This window comes from Bacteroides salyersiae, from assembly GCF_031172035.1.
GTDB classification, from domain to species: Bacteria; Bacteroidota; Bacteroidia; order Bacteroidales; family Bacteroidaceae; genus Bacteroides; species Bacteroides salyersiae.
Window position 1 is genome coordinate 5,419,040 of the sequence record NZ_CP133452.1, and the last position, 18,869, is coordinate 5,437,908.

At 43.8% G+C, this 18,869-nt stretch carries 19 protein-coding genes and 1 tRNA gene; 8 read left to right on the plus strand and 12 right to left on the minus strand.

What is annotated here, in order from left to right:
- Positions 1 to 4: 4 nt before the first annotated feature.
- Complete coding sequence (locus tag RB604_RS20730; protein WP_005933376.1) at positions 5 to 481, minus strand: Lrp/AsnC family transcriptional regulator; 477 nt, start codon at positions 479 to 481, stop codon at positions 5 to 7.
- Between the two features lie 151 nt (positions 482 to 632).
- On the opposite strand from RB604_RS20730, the gene RB604_RS20735 reads away from it, so the two are divergent.
- Positions 633 to 1,913, plus strand: coding sequence for an IgA Peptidase M64 (locus RB604_RS20735; RefSeq protein ID WP_055294840.1), 1,281 nt, complete (start codon positions 633 to 635; stop codon positions 1,911 to 1,913).
- A gap of 32 nt (positions 1,914 to 1,945) precedes the next feature.
- Positions 1,946 to 2,482 carry a GNAT family N-acetyltransferase gene (locus RB604_RS20740; RefSeq protein WP_055294837.1) on the plus strand — a complete coding sequence of 179 codons (537 nt, stop codon included), beginning with the start codon at positions 1,946 to 1,948 and terminating at the stop codon, positions 2,480 to 2,482.
- A 99-nt stretch (positions 2,483 to 2,581) separates the two neighbouring features.
- On the opposite strand, the gene RB604_RS20745 is transcribed toward RB604_RS20740, so the two are convergent.
- The 9 genes from RB604_RS20745 to RB604_RS20785 all read right to left on the minus strand — a co-directional run bounded on the left by RB604_RS20745 (position 2,582) and on the right by RB604_RS20785 (position 8,513).
- The gene (locus tag RB604_RS20745) at positions 2,582 to 3,046 is read right to left on the minus strand and encodes an ExbD/TolR family protein (RefSeq protein WP_005933384.1); all 465 of its coding nucleotides are present in this window, start codon (positions 3,044 to 3,046) and stop codon (positions 2,582 to 2,584) included.
- On the minus strand, positions 3,046 to 3,636 hold the full coding sequence (locus RB604_RS20750; protein ID WP_007482349.1) for an ExbD/TolR family protein: 591 nt from the start codon (positions 3,634 to 3,636) through the stop codon (positions 3,046 to 3,048). Before RB604_RS20750 ends, RB604_RS20745 begins: the two co-directional genes overlap by 1 nt.
- 36 nt (positions 3,637 to 3,672) lie before the next feature.
- Entirely contained in the window at positions 3,673 to 4,161 is a 489-nt protein-coding gene (locus tag RB604_RS20755; protein WP_007482347.1) for a hypothetical protein, read from the minus strand.
- A gap of 6 nt (positions 4,162 to 4,167) precedes the next feature.
- Positions 4,168 to 4,965, minus strand: a complete 798-nt coding sequence (locus tag RB604_RS20760) for a MotA/TolQ/ExbB proton channel family protein (RefSeq protein WP_005933393.1) — start codon at positions 4,963 to 4,965, stop codon at positions 4,168 to 4,170.
- Between the two features lie 85 nt (positions 4,966 to 5,050).
- Positions 5,051 to 5,138: transfer RNA gene (locus RB604_RS20765), tRNA-Ser, on the minus strand.
- Between the two features lie 121 nt (positions 5,139 to 5,259).
- Positions 5,260 to 6,036 carry a TatD family hydrolase gene (locus tag RB604_RS20770; protein WP_007482344.1) on the minus strand — a complete coding sequence of 259 codons (777 nt, stop codon included), beginning with the start codon at positions 6,034 to 6,036 and terminating at the stop codon, positions 5,260 to 5,262.
- 12 nt (positions 6,037 to 6,048) lie between these two features.
- Positions 6,049 to 6,750 (minus strand): hypothetical protein, encoded by a 702-nt coding sequence (locus RB604_RS20775; protein WP_005933397.1) that lies wholly within the window; start codon positions 6,748 to 6,750, stop codon positions 6,049 to 6,051.
- 15 nt (positions 6,751 to 6,765) lie between these two features.
- Positions 6,766 to 7,740: a polyprenyl synthetase family protein gene (locus tag RB604_RS20780; protein ID WP_007482342.1), complete on the minus strand. Its 975-nt coding sequence runs from the start codon at positions 7,738 to 7,740 to the stop codon at positions 6,766 to 6,768.
- 86 nt (positions 7,741 to 7,826) lie between these two features.
- Entirely contained in the window at positions 7,827 to 8,513 is a 687-nt protein-coding gene (locus RB604_RS20785) for an energy transducer TonB (RefSeq protein WP_005933401.1), read from the minus strand.
- Positions 8,514 to 8,654: 141 nt separating this feature from the next.
- Between RB604_RS20785 and porQ the strand changes: the two genes are divergently transcribed.
- The 6 genes from porQ (at position 8,655) to RB604_RS20815 (ending at position 13,604) form a co-directional block, all read left to right on the plus strand.
- Positions 8,655 to 9,593 (plus strand): type IX secretion system protein PorQ, encoded by a 939-nt coding sequence (gene porQ, locus RB604_RS20790; protein ID WP_007482339.1) that lies wholly within the window; start codon positions 8,655 to 8,657, stop codon positions 9,591 to 9,593.
- Between the two features lie 37 nt (positions 9,594 to 9,630).
- Positions 9,631 to 10,320 carry a (d)CMP kinase gene (gene cmk, locus RB604_RS20795; protein ID WP_005933406.1) on the plus strand — a complete coding sequence of 230 codons (690 nt, stop codon included), beginning with the start codon at positions 9,631 to 9,633 and terminating at the stop codon, positions 10,318 to 10,320.
- Positions 10,321 to 10,364: 44 nt separating this feature from the next.
- Positions 10,365 to 11,243 carry a 4-hydroxy-3-methylbut-2-enyl diphosphate reductase gene (locus tag RB604_RS20800; protein WP_007482337.1) on the plus strand — a complete coding sequence of 293 codons (879 nt, stop codon included), beginning with the start codon at positions 10,365 to 10,367 and terminating at the stop codon, positions 11,241 to 11,243.
- A gap of 98 nt (positions 11,244 to 11,341) precedes the next feature.
- Complete coding sequence (pfkA, locus tag RB604_RS20805; protein WP_005933413.1) at positions 11,342 to 12,322, plus strand: 6-phosphofructokinase; 981 nt, start codon at positions 11,342 to 11,344, stop codon at positions 12,320 to 12,322.
- A gap of 650 nt (positions 12,323 to 12,972) precedes the next feature.
- On the plus strand, positions 12,973 to 13,278 hold the full coding sequence (locus RB604_RS20810; RefSeq protein ID WP_007482335.1) for a helix-turn-helix domain-containing protein: 306 nt from the start codon (positions 12,973 to 12,975) through the stop codon (positions 13,276 to 13,278).
- Complete coding sequence (locus RB604_RS20815; protein ID WP_007482332.1) at positions 13,275 to 13,604, plus strand: hypothetical protein; 330 nt, start codon at positions 13,275 to 13,277, stop codon at positions 13,602 to 13,604. Before RB604_RS20810 ends, RB604_RS20815 begins: the two co-directional genes overlap by 4 nt.
- A 162-nt stretch (positions 13,605 to 13,766) precedes the next feature.
- On the opposite strand, the gene RB604_RS20820 is transcribed toward RB604_RS20815, so the two are convergent.
- Both RB604_RS20820 and RB604_RS20825 read right to left on the minus strand, forming a co-directional pair.
- The gene (locus RB604_RS20820) at positions 13,767 to 14,810 is read right to left on the minus strand and encodes a hypothetical protein (RefSeq protein ID WP_007482330.1); all 1,044 of its coding nucleotides are present in this window, start codon (positions 14,808 to 14,810) and stop codon (positions 13,767 to 13,769) included.
- A 54-nt stretch (positions 14,811 to 14,864) separates the two neighbouring features.
- Positions 14,865 to 18,821 (minus strand): helicase-like domain-containing protein, encoded by a 3,957-nt coding sequence (locus RB604_RS20825; protein WP_055294891.1) that lies wholly within the window; start codon positions 18,819 to 18,821, stop codon positions 14,865 to 14,867.
- Positions 18,822 to 18,869: the final 48 nt, after the last annotated feature.

Genomic DNA, 18,869 nt, shown 5'->3' on the forward strand with positions numbered 1-18,869 from the left:
TCACTTATTCCTCATCCGTATCCACAATAATCGGCATCTGCCGTTTTATAGCCTCATGGAAAGAGATAAGTGTTTCGGTACGTGCCAATCCCAACGGTTGTAGCTTGTCATGGATTACACTTAATAAATGATGGTTGTTCTTTGCATAAATCTTTATGAACATATCATATTTCCCAGTAGTGAAATGGCATTCTACCACCTCGGGTATAGCCTCCAAAGCTTTTGTTACAGAATCAAAAGATTCAGGATCCTTCAGGTAAATTCCAATATATGCACACGTTTCGTATCCTATCTTCTCAGGGTCGATAACAAATTCCGAACCCTTCAATATTCCCAGATTAGTCAACTTCTGTATGCGCTGATGAATAGCCGCTCCCGACACATTACACGCACGCGCCACTTCCAAAAAAGGAATACGCGCATTATCCGCTATCAACTTCAAAATTTGCTCATCTAAAGAATCCAATTGATGATGTCCCATTTTAATTCAATTTGTTTTAATACATGAATGTTATTGCAAAGTTAGATAATTTTTCGGCAATAAATACTATGATTTATTACTTTTATTTCCCAAAATAGAATAAGTCAGCAAGGGTTTATGTATCTTTGTAAAACATAAATATACGCTAAATATGAAACGATATGCCATTGTCGGGCTTTGCTTTTTATGGATAATAAATGCATATGCACAAGAGTTTACTGATTTTTTTCAGGATAAAACCTTACGGATAGACTATTTTTTCACAGGAGATGCCAAACATCAGGCCATCTATCTGGATGAGCTATCGCGCCTACCCTCATGGGCCGGGCGCCGGCATCACTTATCAGAACTTCCCTTAGAAGGCAATGGGCAGATTATAATGACCGATCTTGAAACCGGGAAATGTATCTATAAAACATCCTTTTCGTCTCTCTTTCAAGAATGGCTTTCCACAGATGAAGCGCAAAAAACAGCCAAAGGATTTGAAAATACTTTTCTGGTACCCTATCCCCAACGCCCGGCGGAGATAGAAATTATCCTGTTCTCTCCATCACGAAAAGTGATAGCAAATTTAAAACATACGGTACGCCCTGACGACATACTCATCCATGAAAGAGGCACTTCGCATGTCACCCCGCATCAGTACATACAAAAAAGCGGAAACGAAACAGACTGCATAGATGTAGCTATCATGGCCGAAGGATATACCGCAACAGAGATGGAACTGTTCTACAAAGACGCCGGAAAAGCATGTGAAAGCCTTTTCTTTTACGAACCCTTCAAATCTATGAAACATAAGTTCAACATAATTGCTGTTGCCAATCTTTCAGAAGACAGTGGCGTAAGCGTTCCCCGTAAAAATGACTGGAAACACACCGCTTTCGGTTCTCATTTCGATACGTTTTACTCGGACCGTTATCTCACCACATGCCGTGTAAAATCCATACACAATGCCCTGGCAGGCATTCCTTACGAGCATATCATTATCATTGCCAATACAGCAGAATACGGTGGTGGTGGCATCTATAACTCCTACACACTGACTGCAGCTCATCATCCTACCTTCAAACCCGTAGTGGTACATGAATTCGGGCATAGCTTTGCCGGTCTGGGCGATGAGTATTTCTATGAGGATGACGTCATGACCGATACTTATCCTCTCAATGTTGAGCCATGGGAACCCAATATCACTACCCGGACCGACTTCTCTTCAAAATGGGAAGATATGCTGCCGGCAGCAACACCTGTGCCGACTCCACAACAAGCAAGCGGCAAATATCCGATAGGAGTGTACGAGGGCGGAGGTTATTCCGCCAAAGGTATTTACCGCCCTTCATTCGATTGCCGCATGCGAACCAATGAATATCCGGAATTCTGCCCCGTATGCCAGCGTGCAATCCGCAGAATCATAGAATTCTATACCAACAAATAACATTTTAATAACCAATCAAACCCCAAACCTTTATGATTAGATTTCAAACTATCAGTACGTCTGACGTACAGCATTATCAATTTATGGAAAACCTGCTCATCGCCGCATTCCCTCCGGAAGAATATCGTGAGTTAAAAGAATTGCGCGAATATACAGATCGTACAGGTAATTTTTATAATAACATCATCTTTGACAACGAGACTCCGGTAGGTTTTATTACATATTGGGATTTCAACGACTTTTATTATGTAGAACATTTTGCCATCGATCCCACTCTTCGAAATGGCGGTTACGGCAAAAAGACATTGGATTATCTATGTAAAGAACTGGATCGCCCCATCGTGTTGGAAGTAGAGATGCCCGTGGAAGAGATGGCAAAGCGCCGTATCAATTTCTATCAGAGACAAGGATTTGTTCTTTGGGAAAAAGAATACAAGCAACCACCTTACAAGCCCGGAGACGACTTCCTACCTATGTATCTAATGGTGTTTGGCAATTTACAATGTGAACAAGACTTTGAAATAATAAAAAATAAGATTCACAAAGAAGTATACAATGTAAAAGAGTAAAGCCTGACCAAAGTTCTTTTACTCCCAAGAATATATACTAAAAAGAAAAGGATGCTTAAAATTAAGCATCCTTTTCTTTTTAGTATATTAAATCAACTCTTATTCACGATACTGCGAAGAGTAGTTGATTTTCAAAGCATAAGCTTGACGAAGCGCGTTTTTAATATCAGTTACGATACCCATCTTCGTATCTTTATCAATCTTCAAAGATACAGTCATCATTGCCTGATCAGATTCTTTCATACTTGATCTTTCCGCAATAATATAATCTTGAATTTCGGAAACTTCTGCAAAAGCATCATTCAATTGAATACGGCTCTCAGAACCCATCTTTTGACGAAACTCTCTCATTGGTTTTCCTACATATACGAATGTTACCAATGATTTCTTCTCAAGCTTTTCTAATTCTGTTGCTTGCGGAATCTTAAATTCAACCTTCAACGTTACCTCACGCATTGTTGTTACAATCATAAAGAAGAACAACAGTGTAAAGATAAGGTCAGGTAGAGAAGAAGTATTCAACGCAGGCATTTCACGTTTACCTGTTTTATTAAATTTTCCCATTACTTCTTTTCTCCATATTTTTTAGGTTCAGCTTCAGAAATCTTCTGAGGATAGACTTCACGAACGGCTTTCTGTTGTTCGTCGTCTAACTCCGAATATTTCTTTCCCCACTTTTCCTGAGATAATTCATCTCTCAGTTCATTATAAGCGGCAACCAATTCATTTTGTACATCAATATATGCCTGATATGAAGAAGAACGGTCATTCTGCAAAGAGACTACATGTTTTTCAGTGATCATCATCGGCCCAAAGAAGTTAACATCTTTCGATACTCTCTCAGGCAATGATTCATCATTGTATTTATTAGCAATAAACTCTTTGGTCTTCGCTCTCAGCTGCTGTACGTTCATGATCTCACCGTTGACCATCAACTGGTCATACATGTTCAGATAGATCTGCAGAACGTTACGCTGTTTCACTTTCTGATCGTCCGGTTTCTCTATATTTTCAGGCGGTGGCGGCAAACGTCTTGCCAAACCACGGTCTGTATCCATAGAAGTTGTAATCAAGAAGAAGATCAGCAACAAGAAAGCGATATCAGCCGTTGAACTTGAATTTATATCAGGAACTTTTCTTTTTCCTTTTGCCATAGTATTACTATATTTAATTGAGCAAGCTCAATTGGATTATGATAATTTCTTCTTAATGCTACTCAAAATGATAGCAACAATCGTTGCTCCCAAAAGGAAGTAGATTGAATAAAGGAACATATCAGTCAGTTTCAACCAGAAAGGAACATTGTCCGTTCCATCATATCCCGGTATTCTTAATGTTTCTTCACTACCCATAGCCCAAGAAACAACTAATACAAGAACTAAAAGAATAAGGCCGATCAATGATTTTATAGCGCTTACCGGATTGTCTTTCAACGCCGAGCCAAACTGGAATATAGCAGCAATAACAGTTGCAGCTACTGCAAGTCCGAATAGTGCATACATCAAATACAGCAATGCATCTGTATTAGCCGGTTGCCACATTTCCGGATCAACGCCTGACAATGCTGCCGCCCCCGTAGCATCTCCCCCGAAATAGAAAAGACCTAATACCACAAGGATAAGAGCAAACATTGCGTACAGTACATAGTACGATACTTTATATGATAACTTACTACTCATCTCAGATTATTTTTTGTATTTCAAGTTATATTTGATTACCATGTCAAGCAAAGTAATAGAAGAATCTTCCATTTCGCTTGTAAGAGCTTCGATCTTAGAAAGTACATAGTTATAGAATACCTGCAGAATCAAAGCAACGATCAAACCGAAGATAGTTGTGATCAAGGCAACTTTCATACCACCTGCAACAACCGTCGGAGAGATATCACCTACCTGCTGGATTTTATCAAATGCCTGCACCATACCGATTACAGTACCCAAGAATCCCAAAGACGGAGCCATTGCGATAAACAGTGTGATCCAAGAACATCCTTTTTCAAGATAACCGGCTTGTACACCACCATAAGATACTACTGATTTTTCTACAACATCAATACCCTGATCAATTCTCATCAAACCCTGATAGTAGATAGAAGCAATAGGACCTCTGGTATTACGAGCGATGTCTTTTGCAGCTTCAACATCACCTTTTTCCAAAGCAGCCTCGATAGAAGCCATAAATTTCTTAGTATTGATTTCTGCCAAGCTCAAATAAATAATACGCTCAATACAGAATGCCAAACCGATAACCAATGCGATAGCTACCAAACTCATGAAAGATGCAGTACCTTCAATGAATTTTACTTTAATCTCTTTGTGGATACCACCTTCTTCAACGTCAGGAGCAGCAACAGCAGATTCTACAGCAGCAGGTGCAGCCTGTTCAGTTTGTTCAGCCGCAGGAGCATCTTGAGCCTGAACGAGTTGAGTTGAGCCAAATGTTAAGACTCCCATCACAGCAACAATTGCAAATAACTTTTTCATTGTGTGTCTAATTTTTAAGATTAATTAATTAAATTATTGTTATTGTATTTATTTTAGTTGTTTCCGATCTCATTCACTGCACCTGCGGAGAGAGCGGGATTCGAACCCGCGATACACTTTTGGCGTATACACGCTTTCCAGGCGTGCCTCTTCAACCACTCGAGCATCTCTCCCTAAACGGGTTTGAGCGTTTTCAGCTACAAATGTATCCTTTTTTTTCTTCTTCTAAAGCATTATCCCTTTTTTATCTTAAAGAAACACTCCAAATTAATATATTTTAAAACCTTTAGAAACTTATTTGCCCATTCCAAACACTTTTAAAGCGTTTTCAGAGGTGGCTTCAGCAACCACTTCCGGAGACTCCCGATAAATTTCCGCAACCTTAATTAAGGTATCTTTCAAACGGGCACTTTCATTCCTTTTTCCACGGTTAGGCACAGGAGTCAGGTAAGGAGAATCGGTCTCTAAAACAATATGTGCCAATGGTACATCTTTTAAGACTTCAGGTAATTGAGATTTTTTAAAAGTAACCACTCCATTTATCCCAATCATAAAACCCGGGAAATCGAGCAGTTTGGCAGCTTCTTCCGAAGTGCCGGTGAAACTATGAAAAATCCCGGTCAACCCTGTTTCTTTATAGGGCTGCAATACCTTATATATATAATCAAAAGCCTCACGGGTATGAATTACAATAGGTAAATGATACTCTAATGCCCATTCGACCTGTTTTTCAAAAGCCAAAAGCTGTTCTCTCAAAAAGGTCTTATCCCAATAGAGATCCAGGCCAATCTCACCAATTGCCACATATCCATTGGAGGATGCTAACTGTCCGGCAACAATATCCAATTCCTTTTTATAATTTTTGTTCACAGAAGTAGGGTGCAATCCTATCATCGGGAAACAAAATTCTTTGTAAGCCGCACACACCGAAAGCAAAGATTCAATCGTGGTACTATCGATATTGGGCATAAAAATATGAGTAACACCCGCCTCACGGGCACGTTGCATAACCTGAGGAAGATCATCTGCAAACTCTTCCAGAAAAAGATGTGAATGAGAATCGACAAGCATAATTAATCTAATTTATTCCGATTGTTTTTCTCCCGTCCGATAATAATAAATGAGTCCATAATCACGACATTTATCCAAGCGGGCTTCGTTAGGAAATACATTCTGGAACTTTTCTTCCACTTGGTTCCAAATATCCAATATCAACTCGTCCGCACGGGCACGCATGGAAGACAATTCCTCCAAACTGCGGTTGGTCAATGCCTGCAATGCCCTTTGTTTCTCATAACTATCGACAAAAATATCATAATGCACTTTCACTTTAGCAATAGTAGGGTTATAAATAGGCACCCCACCTTGTGAAGTTCTCCTCCTCTCCCCCTCTATAATTCTCTTTCCCCAATCTACCATCGCCGCTTCAGATGCCAAATCCGGAACCGTAGCATTATCTACCGGCAGATCATAAAGTTTTTTGTGAACCGATTTAATTTCCGAACGGAGCACGGACAGATTCAAAACCTGAATAAAATGAGAAATATATAAACGGGCCATTTTTACATTCGCCTGATGTCTCGGACTCTCCTTTACCTGATTATTATAGCACTGAACGTAATAATTATGAGCAATTTCAAACTTCGAAAGAAAGTTCCTTGCTTCAGCCAAAGATTTCAAAGTAATAGCCAACTCGCTCACATTGTACACATCACCCTTACCAACCGCTGCCTTCAGCGCTCGTATCCGGGCTTGATCTGTATTTGGTAATCGTCTATAAGGCATCCGGCAATTCTTTATTTACATCTCCCGATACATCAGATGTTTCATCAGACTCTTCAATTCTTTCTTTTTTTCTTCGGCCACAGAAACAGCCTCCAAGCTCTCCATAGCACGGGTGTAATATTCCCGCATCTTATTTTCGCAGATAGCCTTTATGCCAATCTGATTATAAAGGGCAGTGACTGCCGCAATCTTCTCTTCCGGAGAAAAGGATTCTGCCGCAAGCCAATCATTCAGTTCTGAAAGTTGAGCTTTATCCGCACGTTCCAGTGCCTTAATCAGCATATATGTTTTCTTGTTACAAAGAATATCCCCACCGATCTTCTTACCAAACACGGCAGAATCGCCATACACATCCAACAGATCATCCTGTAACTGAAAAGCAATACCAATCTGCACTCCAAAATCATAAAGTTTTTCCGCATCTTCCGAAGACGCTCCTCCCAAAATAGCACCGATCTTTAAACCGGCAGCCAACAAAACGGCCGTTTTCAACCGGATCATCTCAATATATTCCTCTTCTCTGACGTCGCTACGCCGTTCAAATTCCATATCCATCTGCTGCCCTTCACAAATTTCAAGAGCAGTGAGACTAAAGATATCCATTACCTGTTTCAAGTATTCCGACGGACAATCGGCCATATATTGATATGCAAGCACCAACATGGCATCTCCCGACAAAATTGCCGTGTTGTCATCCCACACCTTATGCACGGTTGCCTTCCCCCTACGCACATCGGCACGATCCATCAAGTCATCATGAAGCAAAGTATAATTATGATAAACCTCAATTCCCGTTGCCGGTCCATAAATGCGGCTGACATCCTCCTTATACAGATTATATCCCATCAGCATCAACACGGGGCGAATACGTTTCCCTCCTAAAGACAGCACATACTCCACCGGCGCATATAACCCTTTCGGGCTACGGGTAAACTGTAATTCAGAAACATGAGTATTAATTTTATCAAGCAATTGGAATGCAGTAAACATAGTAAATTTGGATTAAAAGAAAACAGAAGAAGAACTAATGAAAAAGGCTGCTTTTACGGCAGCCTTTTTCGTATGTTACATAAAAATTATTGTAATCTGAACATTACAGGAACCGTATACTTAACGCGTACCGGCTTGTTTCTCTGCATACCCGGATTCCATTTCGGCATGGAGTTGATCACACGGAGAGCCTCTTTATCCAGATACGGGTCAACACTACGTGCCACCTTCGCATCTACAATACTACCATCCTTGTTTACAACGAACTGCACGATAACACGACCTTGAGTACCATTTTCCTGTGCAATTGTAGGATATTTGATATTCTTAGCCAAATAAGACATCAAAGCAGCGTTTCCGCCCGGGAATTCAGGCATTTTCTCTACAACGTCGAAGATTTCCTGTTCTTCCGGTTCTTCTTCAACCACCTGTACAGGTACATATTTTACTTCAACAGCCTGACCTACTTCCTCACTTGATGCAATAATCGTTTCTTCCACATCGGCATCGTCGTCTACGATATCCAAGATTTCGGCAGCTGCCGGTACCTCTGGTGGAGGCGGAACCTCAATTTTCTGTTCTTGTTCCGTAATAGGAACCATTTCCTCTTCAAACACTAAATCGGATAAAGCCTGGCTTGTATCAATCTTTATGTCTCTCTCGGTCCATTCGAACGCTACGAACATAAAAGCCAATACAACCACGTATCCGATAAGCAGCCATGTAGACTTTTTGCTTTCCAAGTCTGCTTTGGGTGATTTTTTAACTTCCATAAATTATAATATAAATATTAATAATACGTTCTTTTAATCAGATGTGTTTCCCAGTGTTTTGAGTCTCACGTGCTTTTCTGCCACAAATATAACGCAGATATTTGAGAAATACAGTATATTTGAACAGTTTTTTCTGCTAAAATGTTAAAAAAGAATATATTCATAGTACTATTGCTACTTTTTTGGGTCCGGACACAGGCTCAGGAAGATAATAGCGTGTTCCAGTTCCTCAAACTACCTTTTTCTTCACATGCAGCCGCTTTAGGTGGAGAAAACATTTCAATCATCGAGGACGATCTGACAATGGCTGTTCACAATCCGGCCCTGTTATCATGTGTAGCGGATAAAACGCTCAACTTGAATTATACCTTATATATAGCGGGAGTCAATGCAGCCAGTGCCGCCTTTTCACGTGTTCTCGGCGACCGCTCTACCTGGGCAGTAACAGCCCAATTCGTGAATTATGGCACGATGAAAGAAACCACCAGTGAAAACATAATAACAGGCACCTTTTCTGCCAAAGACATGGCATTTTCCGGCATTTACTCTTATGACCTGAGCGATTATTGGAGTGGAGGAGTGAAAGCCAATCTGATCTATTCCAATTATGATAAATTCTCTTCCTTTGCCATCGGCGTAGATTTAGGATTGAATTATTATCATCAAAACAGCGACTTCTCATTTTCTATGGTAGCCCGTAATTTGGGAGGACAAATTGTTGCTTTCGAAGATAAGCGCGAAAAATTACCGGTAGATGTGCAAGTGGGCATCACCAAACGCCTGTCACATGCCCCTTTCCGGATCTCCGCCACTTTATATAATCTCACCGATTGGAAAAACTCCAAATTCTTTGATCATGCCGTAATCGGTATGGACTTTTTGCCGACTGATAACTTTTACGTTTCGTTAGGATATAATTTCCGTCGGACAAACGAGATGAAAGTAGCTGACTCAAGTCATTGGGCAGGTTTTACAGCAGGAGCCGGCCTGCAAATCAAACGTTTCAAATTAGGAGCTGCCTATGCTAAATACCATCTTAGCACCTCGTCTTTATTGTTCAACCTCTCTATGACACTATAATATAATAATATGACACTATAATATAATAATGAATAAGATGAAAAAGATTACCATAGCAATCGATGGCTTTTCCTCTTGTGGTAAAAGTACAATGGCCAAGGATCTGGCTCGCGAAATAGGGTATATTTATATTGACAGCGGAGCCATGTATCGTGCCGTCACCCTCTACAGTATAGAAAACGGTATTTTCAACGGAGATGCAATCGATACCGAGAAACTCAAACATCGGATGAAAGACATTCACATTTCTTTTCGTATCGATCCGGAAACCGGGCGTCCGAATACCTATTTAAATGATGTGAATGTAGAAAACAAAATTCGCACAATGGAAGTTTCCTCCAAAGTAAGTCCGATCAGCGCCTTGGATTTCGTACGTTCCGCCATGGTAAAACAACAACAGGCAATGGGACGTGAAAAAGGGATTGTCATGGATGGCCGCGATATCGGTACGACAGTATTTCCGGATGCCGAACTGAAAATATTTGTTACGGCTACTCCCGAAATCCGTGCTCAACGACGTTATGATGAATTGAAAGCCAAAGGACAGGAAGCCAGTTTTGATGAGATTTTAGAGAATGTGAAACAACGTGACTACATCGATCAGAACCGAAAAGTAAGTCCATTAAAAAAAGCAGATGACGCATTACTGTTGGACAACACGGAACTGACGATTCCACAACAAAAAGAATGGTTGTTCGACCAATACAATCAAGTTACAAAAGCATAAGGGCCTATTCGGATTTTGGCCCTTCATTATTCTGAAGATCAAGAATGATTAAAGTAGAGATAGATGAAGGTTCCGGCTTCTGTTTCGGAGTAGTAACAGCTATCCACAAAGCAGAAGAAGAATTGGCAAAAGGGGCAACTCTCTATTGCCTGGGTGATATTGTACATAATAGCCGGGAAGTGGAACGGCTTAAATCAATGGGACTCATCACCATCAATCATGAAGAGTTCAAGCAATTGCACAACGCAAAAGTATTGCTTCGCGCTCATGGTGAGCCTCCCGAAACTTATATAACAGCTTACAAAAATAATATTGAAATTATCGATGCGACCTGTCCGGTAGTACTTCGCCTGCAAAAACGTATCAAACAGGAGTATCAACAAGAAGACAATGGAGAGAAACAAATCGTCATATACGGTCAAAACGGACATGCCGAAGTTTTAGGATTAGTGGGACAGGCCACAGGGCAAGCTATTGTTATTGAAAAGCTGGAAGAAGCCAAAGGGCTCGATTTCAGTAAAAATATCCGTCTTTATTCACAAACCACCAAATCTCTGGATGAATTTTGGGAAATTGTCGACTATATCAAGGCACATATCTCTCCCGACGCCACATTCGAATATTACGATACCATTTGTCGACAGGTAGCCAATCGTATGCCCAATTTACGTAAATTTGCCGCTTCACATGACCTTATTTTTTTTGTCAGCGGAAAAAAAAGTTCAAACGGTAAAATGTTATTCAGTGAATGTCTTAAAGTCAACCCGAACTCTCATCTGATAGACAGTATAGAAGAAATAGATGATTCTCTGCTTCACGACATTGACTCAATTGGCGTATGTGGAGCAACTTCTACCCCAAAATGGCTGATGGAGCAAATTTATATGGAAATAAAAGCACGTCTGGGGCAAGAAAGTCTTTAACGTTATTTATTAATAGCACCGTCAGTTTGACACGAATGCAATCCATTTCCTAACACTTTTTGCTATCTTTGCAGCGTCAAATATAAAATAAGATTGTAATGGGAACAGTTAAGTGTGTAGGTATTTTAACCTCCGGAGGGGATGCTCCGGGAATGAATGCTGCAATTCGTGCAGTGACACGTGCAGCTATCTATAACGGACTGCAAGTTAAGGGTATATACAGAGGATATAAAGGGCTGGTAACAGGAGAAATCAGTGAATTTAAAAGCCAGAATGTAAGTAATATCATCCAGCTGGGAGGTACTATTCTGAAAACAGCACGCTGCAAAGAATTTACTACACCGGAAGGTCGTCAGCTCGCCTACGAAAATATGAAGAAAGAAGGCATCGATGCTCTTGTTATTATCGGTGGCGACGGTTCCTTGACAGGTGCCCGCATTTTTGCACAAGAGTTCGATGTACCCTGTATCGGATTGCCGGGTACAATCGACAACGACTTATATGGTACAGATACCACTATCGGATACGATACGGCATTGAACACTATTTTGGATGCAGTCGATAAGATACGCGATACAGCAACTTCACACGAACGTCTTTTCTTCGTAGAAGTGATGGGACGTGATGCCGGTTTTCTTGCTTTGAACGGTGCCATTGCTTCCGGAGCAGAAGCTGCCATCATTCCGGAATTCAGTACAGAAGTCGATCAATTGGAAGAATTCATTAAAAGCGGTTTCCGCAAATCCAAAAACAGTAGTATCGTATTAGTAGCGGAAAGCGAACTGACAGGTGGTGCCATGCATTATGCAGAGCGTGTAAAAAATGAATATCCGCAATATGATGTACGTGTAACAATTCTGGGGCATCTTCAACGTGGCGGCAGCCCTACGGCACACGATCGTATTTTGGCAAGCCGTTTAGGTGCGGCAGCCATCGATGCTATTATGGAAGACCAGCGTAATGTAATGATCGGTATTGAACATGATGAAATTGTTTATGTACCTTTCAGCAAAGCAATAAAAAATGATAAACCGATCAAGAGAGAACTGGTCAACGTACTAAGAGAGCTCTCTATTTAACAACGATAGTGATAAGTTTCAAAATGGCAGAGAGTACTCTCTGCCATTTTTTATATTCAATACGGACACGTAGAAAAACACACATACTATTTGCTTAAAAATAAAATTTTATAGCTGATTCAATTTCCAAAGACACCGTATATCCTCTTCGAACTCCTTCATTTTATTACTACAATAAAAAATCATTCTCCATTTATCTCCCATGTAAAGTTTTATAAATATTTCATTTAGATCTCGTAGAGAAATAACCTGTTTCTACAGGTGAAACAAAGAGTTTTAATGTAACTTCTTGAATTTTATTTATTTATAGAAGTATTCAAAGATATAGGTAACGATTTGGTTGCAAAAGTCTTGCTTTCAGTTACACTGCTTTGCATAATTTCAAATAACTATGTACAAATATAGGCAATAGTTGCAATATAGCCAAATTAATTCATATATATATTGTATATAATATTGGTTATTAGCATCTTAACCTATATTAGCACATAAATTTTTTCCCATTGGAATAGCCGGAATTACCCTCCGGCTATTTTTGTACCTCTTTGTCGGTTTCTGTCCTTTTTTGTCGGTTGCTCAACGGTTGAGTAACCAATGGCCTCATAATAACTCTGTAATATTGCACCATAAACGATAAAAACAAGGTCAATATGAATAATAGAAAAGTCGTACCGGGTGCCGGAGTTACCCACATGTTAAATACCATCCTTGCCAAAGTGAACAGGATTGAACAGCTGCTTTCACCCAATATTGAAAACCTGCCGGACAGCGAGATTCTGGATTCAAAAGGAGTCCGCCTGCTGACCAAGATGTCCGACAGGACACTTTTGAGACGTCGCAATGACGGCACGCTGCCCTTTCACCGTGACAAGGGAAAGATTTACTACCGCCGTTCGGACGTGCTGCGTGCCATGTTACTGGAAAAGGAAGAACACTCTAAAAATAAAAGGTTATGAGAAAGATGATCAAGATTGAAAGCAGTTCATTCGCTGCGCTCGTGAGAAGTTACAAGAAGTCCCTCAACATGCTGGCCGTACTGCAACATATCTGTGAGGACAACAGTGTCGAATTGTCCATGCTGCCGGATGAGGTATGTGAACTGATAGGGCTTGAACCGGCTGAAATAGAGAAACAGCGTCTGAACGGACGTCTGCGCTTTGCGGAAGAGGAAAACGGCACAAGGCATTACTCAATCGTGGATATAATCAACCTGAAGGATTCGATTGACAGCAGGAGAATAAACAGGCAGGTAGAGGAACTTTCATTCGAGGAAACGGACTGATGTGACACATCCCCGTTTCAGACAAGGGCACGGACGGCAGGTCGGATTTATCCGGGTGTCGTCCGTGCCTTTGTCCTTTCCTGAAGACGGCTCTTTGCGGCAAACTGCGGAAGTGAAGCCTGCGCAGCTTCCGGGGTTTGCCGCAATGTGCCGTGGGAAACATTACGATATTTTTCGGGTTTCCTTTGCCGGCATTATAATTTTCATGGACGGTACATGCCTTGCCTGTTGTGACTGGTCGGGTGCAATATCGCTGCCGCTGACCGGTCTGACCTTTTCCTGCCCGGACATATCATCGTTCCCGTGCTGTTCGGGCTGTTTCAATGTGAGTTGTATCCTCCGGTTCAACGTGGCGAGTTCCTCTGTCAGTTCCTTTATCTCCCCCTCTTTGGGCCAAAGCGTGGAGACTATCTCACGTAGGACCGGCAGGTCTTTCTCCAACTCCGTATTGTCCTTTTTCCGTTTCTCTATCATGCCTGGAATACGTTCCAACGCATTGATGAAGTTCATTACGGCTAACTTCGGGTCTTTGGCGATATACCCGTTATTATAAGTGTATTTGATGCCGTCCAGCCCCTCGACCATGAACTTGTTCTGCAAGGATTCCGTGCTTCCGTCCCAGACCTTTTCAGAACGTACCAGAATACGGAAGTCGAACAGCGTTCCTATTTTCATATAGTCATCCTCAGTCCGGGCATTCCGGTTGATTGCGGACAACCTGTCGGCCAGAATCTCGATGTTGTCGGACTCCACCCCGTCCAGTTTGAGCGGATTGGGCCTCAATCCGGTGGCCGTATCCGTAGGGGCAACCCGGTTCAGGTATTCCCAATCCCGCGTGAAACGCTCTATGAAAGTTTCGTTTTTTTCAATTTCTGAAACCTTCTCGTGCAGCTTCCCTTTGGCGTTCCCCTTGTTCCTGTGGTATGCCAGTCTTTCGCTCTCAAGGACCGCCAGTTTCTTTTCCAGCTTGGCCTTTTCCAGCAGGTCGTTGTTGTCTGAAAGAATGGCCACGTACTCACTGAAACTCACCCCGCCGTTTTCATCCATCGCTCCCTCATCAATGGTCCGTGTAGCGAGATTATGGCTTTTTAACTGGTTGATGAACACCTGCTTGTTATGAAGCAGGTTGAACTTGTAACTGTCCAATGATTTTTCCACCGCATAGATATAGCAGTCCACCGTATTGCCGGCATGTTCCTTGGCCACGATATTCCCTTTTCTTACCGCTCTTCCGTTACGTTGTTCAAGGTCGGAAGGCCTTCAGGGTATGTCCAGGTGATGGATGGCCACGGCCCTCTGTTGGGCGTTGACTCCCGTTCCCAATTTCTGGGTGGAGCCGAAAAGGAAACGGATGCGTCCGGAGTTCATGTCGTCAAACAGTTCCTTACGCGCGTTGTCGCTGTTCGCCTCCTGAATGAAACGGATCTGCTTTTCCGGAATGTCGTGGTCTTCCACCAGCTTGCGCCTGATTTCGCTGTAAATGTTCCATTCGTCCGGCTTGTACGTGCTCAGATCGGAAAACACGAATTGTGTGCCCTTCTGGTCGAGATACTTGTAGTAGTATTCCGCAATTCTGGCCGCGCAGTGGGATGCCTTGTTTCCCGGATTGTCCCCGTATTTCATGTCGATGAGGCGCATGTCAAGCGACATCTTGTTCGAGTAGTTGGTGGCTATCAGCATTTTCGCCTTCTCCTCCGCATCGGACAGCGGAAGGCGGTCTATATGGGTGGCGTCCCCGCTCTCCGCAAACTTTATCAGCTTCTCTATGAACATCTCCTGGTCGGGTGTGGGCGGTATATGGTACAGCTGCTGGTTGAGTTTCGGCCTGTCCACACCCACTTCCTCCGCAGTCTTGTAGTCGGTTATCTCCGCGTAGAAGTTGGCAAGTTCGGGTACTTTGATAAAGTACCTGAACCGTTCCTTCTGCACGATCTGGTTGGTCACGGAGAACTCAAAGTCCGTGCTTTTCTTGGCATATACGGCGGCCCAACCGTCAAAGCAGGTGATTCCCTGCCTTTCCATTTCTCTGGGGCGAAGGTATTTGAAAAGCAGGTAAAGCTCGGTCAGACTGTTGGAGATGGTCGTACCCGACAGGAAGGTGGCCCCCAGGTCCTTGCCGGAGCGTTCCTGAATGGTACGGATGGCAAAAAGCAGGTTCATCGCCTTTATGCTTCCTTCCGGGTTTCCAAGTCCCGAAACCCTTGCATGGCGGGTGTTGAACATCAGGTTCTTGAAATTATGCGATTCGTCCACGAACAGGTGGTCGATGCCCATCTGTTTGAAATCAACCACGTCATCCGTCCGCCCCTTGATGGTATCCTCCAGTTTTTCAAGTTTCGCCTGAAGATTCTCCTTCCTCTTTTCCAGTCCGCGTATAATCCAGCCGCTGACCTCGTTTCCCTGTTGCTCGAATACGGTAAGGTTCTCCTCTATGCTTTCTATCTCCTTATTGTATATCTCCTGCTGTATCTCCGGTGACTGGGGGATTTTTCCGAACTGGTCGTGCGTGAGTATGATGCAGTCCCAGTTGTTGTTTTTGATGTCATGGAATATCCCGACACGTTTTTCGGGGGTGAAATCCTCCTTTCCCGGATACAGTACCTTCGCGTTCGGATATGCCCTTTTGAATGTGTCGGCGATGTCGTGCACGTTGCTCTTCAACCCTATAATCATGGGCTTGTCCGCCAGTCCGAGACGCTTCATCTCGAAGGCGGCCACACACATGATGAGCGTCTTGCCGGTGCCCACCTCATGGTCGATTATCCCCCCGCCGTTGAGTTTCAGCATCCATACCGCATTTTTCTGGCTGTCGTACAAGCCGGGGATGTCAAGACCTTTCAGGTCAAGGAAAGGAAAGTTCTGGCAGGAGCCGTCGTAGTCCGGCCGTACATAACAGTTGAACTTGCGGTTGTACATTCCGGCAAGGTTCTGCTTGAACTGCGGGAGCTGCTCGTTCAGCCAGTTCACGAACTCCTTGCGTATCTCGTTGATCTTGGCGTCGGCAAGCTGGATGGCGTCGGCATCGCGCACCTTTATGTCTTTTCCGTCCTTGTCCTGTACGGTTTTCGTGATGTCGGGCACGGTGTTGTGCAGGGCATGTTTCAGCAGGTCATTCCCGTAATATCCTCTTTTTTCTCCTTTCACGAAGTATTTGTCGGTGATGTTCGCGTTGCTTCCTTCAAGGGTTATGCCGAACTCGTCGATACTTTCCGTATAGCTGATGCGGGTCTTTACCCCGAAAAGATATTCCGCAAATTCTTCATATACGGATGTGGGTATCCACCGTTCACCCAGGTTGAAATCAAGCAGTTCGAAACCTATGGGTTCCGGTGTGGCGTCCTTCAGCGCTTCCAGCGACCTCCCGCTTTCCTTGTCATCGGGGTATTCCTTGAGATGCTTCTCTATCCATTCTGTTTTGGCGATGACGTTCCCCGCAATGAAACGGTCCCTTATCTCGTATCTTTTCATCATGGGGTTGTAGAAGATACGGCTTTCAAGCTGTTCAAGCAGTTCCCGCCTGCCGATGTCGCTCAGGCTCTCCATATATTCCAGATTCACCTCCCCGAACTTGTTCAGTGAGGCCGCAAGCGCTTCCTGGGCGGTGTCCGCATGTTTGACCTCGTTGGCATTGAATGATACGGGGACGGTGAATATGTCCGCTTTCTGTATCTTGCCCCGGATACTTCTTTCCAGTGAGAGCATTTCCCTGCCTCCCGCATCCATCAGCAGGAACTTGGCGTTGTCCTTGTGGTTGAGTTCCCGGAACATGCGTCTGAAACGGTCATACTGCCTGTTGAGTTCCTCACGCAGGCCGGGCTGTTCGGTTTCCGTCTCGGCTTCAGTCCTGTAAAGCTCATGGTATGCCTCACGAAGGGGGATATAATAAGAGGCCCGGTATTGCTGAGTTACTGTCAGTCTGAGCGGGTGGAACTGTACTTCGGGGGTGTTCATGCCCCGAAGGTGGCCGTATTGTTCGCCTGATTTTACAATGGAGCCGTTCTTGTATTCCGGTTTCAATTCCCCGTCAAACGCTCTTGGCTCCATTTCTTTTTTGCGTTCCTCCTCCATTTTCCTCCTGCGTTCCTGCCATGCCGCTTCCGCCTCGGCCTGCGCCAGGGAAAGGTCCTCTGCTGGGACCGCTTCGTCATAAGCGTTCTCCTGCGAGAAGAGATTGAACATTTCGGGCGTGTTGTCTTTCTTCTTACGGGATGCCGTCACAACTTTTCTTTCCGGCATTCTGCTTTCCGGTACTTCCGTATCTTCTTCGGCATAAGTGTCGAAAAGGTTGAGCATGGGTTCATACGGTCTGGTGGAAGGGAGCTGTTTCACCTGCTCGCTTTTTGGTGGCCGTTCGTCCTCTTCCGTTATGGTGATTGTCGGTAGGATGGCTGTGGACGGAACGGACTGCCGGGATAGGTTCTCCGTGTAGAGTTCCCGGTTCAGACGGCTTTCGATGTCCTGCAAGAGCAACTCTCCGAGTTCTTCGGAAATGGTCTCCACGCTGCCGGTATGGATGAAGTTCATGGCGGGCTGCCCGTACATGTTCTTACCGGTCTTGACAGCGGTATGGATAATGTGGTCCAGTTCCTTGTAGCTGTTGTTGATGGTGATGTTTCCGGGCAGTGTGCGGGTCTCGATGAAGTTCCGTTCCGCTTCGGTCAGTCCGTTTTTCCGGCTATTCTTCTGCAATACGATCAGGTCGCTGCTCACTTTGGTTCCGGCATCGGTGAAAAGGTTGCCGGGCAGGCGGACAGCCGAAACCAGTCCGGCGTGGTTCACCAGCCATTCCCGTATGGGACGGTTGCCGGGCGAGTCCATGACTCCCGAAGTCGTGATGAAAGCCATTATGCCGCCTTCCCGCAGCGTATCCATGCCTTTCAAAAAGAAATAGTTGTGTACGGCGTTGAGTGCCCCTTTGCGTACCGGATCGCCACTGCGGTCAAAGTCACGGTCATATACTCTGGTATCTCCGAACGGGATATTGGAGGATACCACATCGAAATAACCGTTATAATAAGGTTGTATGGTCTGGAAGCCGTCTATAATGACCTTGCTGTCCGGATAGAGCGCGGAGAGAATCCTTCCGGTGAGCTTGTCCTTCTCAAAGCAGGTTATTTCAGGCACGTCCTTCAGAGGGCTGATGAAAACTCCGGTACCTGCGGAAGGGTCAAGAAAACGTCCGGGGACGACACCCGATGCCTGCAACGTCCTCTGTATGACGGATGCCACCGCTTCGGGGGTATAGAATGCGGTAAGTACGGAATT

Excerpts from the sequence above, each read along its gene's own strand:
- RB604_RS20740 (WP_055294837.1), top strand. The coding sequence starts at position 1,946 with ATGATTAGATTTCAAACTATCAGTACGTCTGACGTACAGCATTATCAA.
- RB604_RS20730 (WP_005933376.1), bottom strand. The coding sequence starts at position 481 with ATGGGACATCATCAATTGGATTCTTTAGATGAGCAAATTTTGAAGTTG.
- RB604_RS20735 (WP_055294840.1), top strand. The coding sequence starts at position 633 with ATGAAACGATATGCCATTGTCGGGCTTTGCTTTTTATGGATAATAAAT.
- RB604_RS20745 (WP_005933384.1), bottom strand. The coding sequence starts at position 3,046 with ATGGGAAAATTTAATAAAACAGGTAAACGTGAAATGCCTGCGTTGAAT.
- porQ (WP_007482339.1), top strand. The coding sequence starts at position 8,655 with ATGTTAAAAAAGAATATATTCATAGTACTATTGCTACTTTTTTGGGTC.
- pfkA (WP_005933413.1), top strand. The coding sequence starts at position 11,342 with ATGGGAACAGTTAAGTGTGTAGGTATTTTAACCTCCGGAGGGGATGCT.
- RB604_RS20760 (WP_005933393.1), bottom strand. The coding sequence starts at position 4,965 with ATGAAAAAGTTATTTGCAATTGTTGCTGTGATGGGAGTCTTAACATTT.
- RB604_RS20750 (WP_007482349.1), bottom strand. The coding sequence starts at position 3,636 with ATGGCAAAAGGAAAAAGAAAAGTTCCTGATATAAATTCAAGTTCAACG.
- cmk (WP_005933406.1), top strand. The coding sequence starts at position 9,631 with ATGAAAAAGATTACCATAGCAATCGATGGCTTTTCCTCTTGTGGTAAA.
- RB604_RS20770 (WP_007482344.1), bottom strand. The coding sequence starts at position 6,036 with ATGCTTGTCGATTCTCATTCACATCTTTTTCTGGAAGAGTTTGCAGAT.
- RB604_RS20800 (WP_007482337.1), top strand. The coding sequence starts at position 10,365 with ATGATTAAAGTAGAGATAGATGAAGGTTCCGGCTTCTGTTTCGGAGTA.
- RB604_RS20810 (WP_007482335.1), top strand. The coding sequence starts at position 12,973 with ATGAATAATAGAAAAGTCGTACCGGGTGCCGGAGTTACCCACATGTTA.
- RB604_RS20775 (WP_005933397.1), bottom strand. The coding sequence starts at position 6,750 with ATGCCTTATAGACGATTACCAAATACAGATCAAGCCCGGATACGAGCG.
- RB604_RS20815 (WP_007482332.1), top strand. The coding sequence starts at position 13,275 with ATGAGAAAGATGATCAAGATTGAAAGCAGTTCATTCGCTGCGCTCGTG.
- RB604_RS20785 (WP_005933401.1), bottom strand. The coding sequence starts at position 8,513 with ATGGAAGTTAAAAAATCACCCAAAGCAGACTTGGAAAGCAAAAAGTCT.
- RB604_RS20780 (WP_007482342.1), bottom strand. The coding sequence starts at position 7,740 with ATGTTTACTGCATTCCAATTGCTTGATAAAATTAATACTCATGTTTCT.
- RB604_RS20755 (WP_007482347.1), bottom strand. The coding sequence starts at position 4,161 with ATGAGTAGTAAGTTATCATATAAAGTATCGTACTATGTACTGTACGCA.